The 1,009-nt window shown below is 74.0% G+C and carries 1 pseudogene; it reads right to left on the bottom strand.

The annotated features are described in order from the left end of the window. Window positions 1-1,009: pseudogene (locus GT042_RS02115) on the bottom strand (hypothetical protein); the annotation flags it as partial.

Here is a 1,009-nt window from a genome sequence, read left to right as displayed (position 1 = left end):
CCACTGTTCGGTCTCCGCGCGCGCCGACAGCTCGGGGAAGTGCGCGATCCCGTCCAGCAGCGCGCGGGCGTCCTTGTCGGCGAGGTCGCCGACCGCCGGCGCGTCCACGCCGGCCTCCAGCATGCGGGACCTGATCCCGTAGAGGCCGAGGGGCGTCAGCCGGACCAGGCCGTACCGGGAGACGTCGTCCTCGTCGATGGGCAGGGCGGATTCGGCTCCCTCCGCGTCCTCGACCATGAGGGCCTCGTCCACGGGGGTGTACGTGACGAGCCCGATCGGCTCCAGCAGCTGGAACTGGTCGTCCAGCCGCATCATCGCCTCGGAGACCTGCTCCAGGATGTCGTCGGTCGGCTCGCCCATGTCGTCGGGGACGATCATCGACGCGGCGAGCACGGGCAGCGGTACGGCCCCCTCGGTCGCGCCGCCGTCCGCGACGGTGAGCAGGTAGAGGTTGCCGAGGACGCCCTCCAGGAACTCCGCCTCCGCCTCCGGGTCCCAGTCGAGCGCGTCGAAGTCGATCTCGCCGTCGTCGTCGATGACGGCGGCCAGGTCGTCCAGGATCGGCGCGGTCGCGTCGGCGAAGACCACGTCGAGGGCCTCCAGCCACAGCGGCAGGATGTCCTGCGGGGCGCCGGAGGTGATCAGCGCGAGCTGGGCGCCCGGGCTGACGCGACCGGTCTCGTCGCCCTCCGAGGAGCCGGAGGAGCCGGAGGAGCCGGAAGGGCCCACCGAGGAGCCGGAGGAGCCGGCCGACGGGCCCTCCGAAGCGCCCTCCGACAACGCCTCCCCGCCGGAGGCATCCGCGTCCTCCACCGCCACCAGCCCCGTGTCGACGGCCACCCGCCACGCCTCGCTGGCGTACGCCTCGCCGTCCCCCTCCTCCAGGTCGTCGCCCAGTTCGCCGAGGTCGAGCCCGAGCGCCTCCGCCGCGGCGGGCAGCTCTTCGTCGACGAGTTCGCCACCGGCGCCGACCCGCGTCCCGGGTCCCGCCCAGCGGGCGAGGCGTACG

Origin of the sequence: Streptomyces sp. SID3212 (genome assembly GCF_009865405.1) — a bacterium.
In the GTDB taxonomy this organism is placed as follows: Bacteria; Actinomycetota; Actinomycetes; order Streptomycetales; family Streptomycetaceae; genus Streptomyces.
Note: the sequence above shows the minus strand (reverse complement) of the source record. Positions and strands in the feature narration are given on the sequence as shown.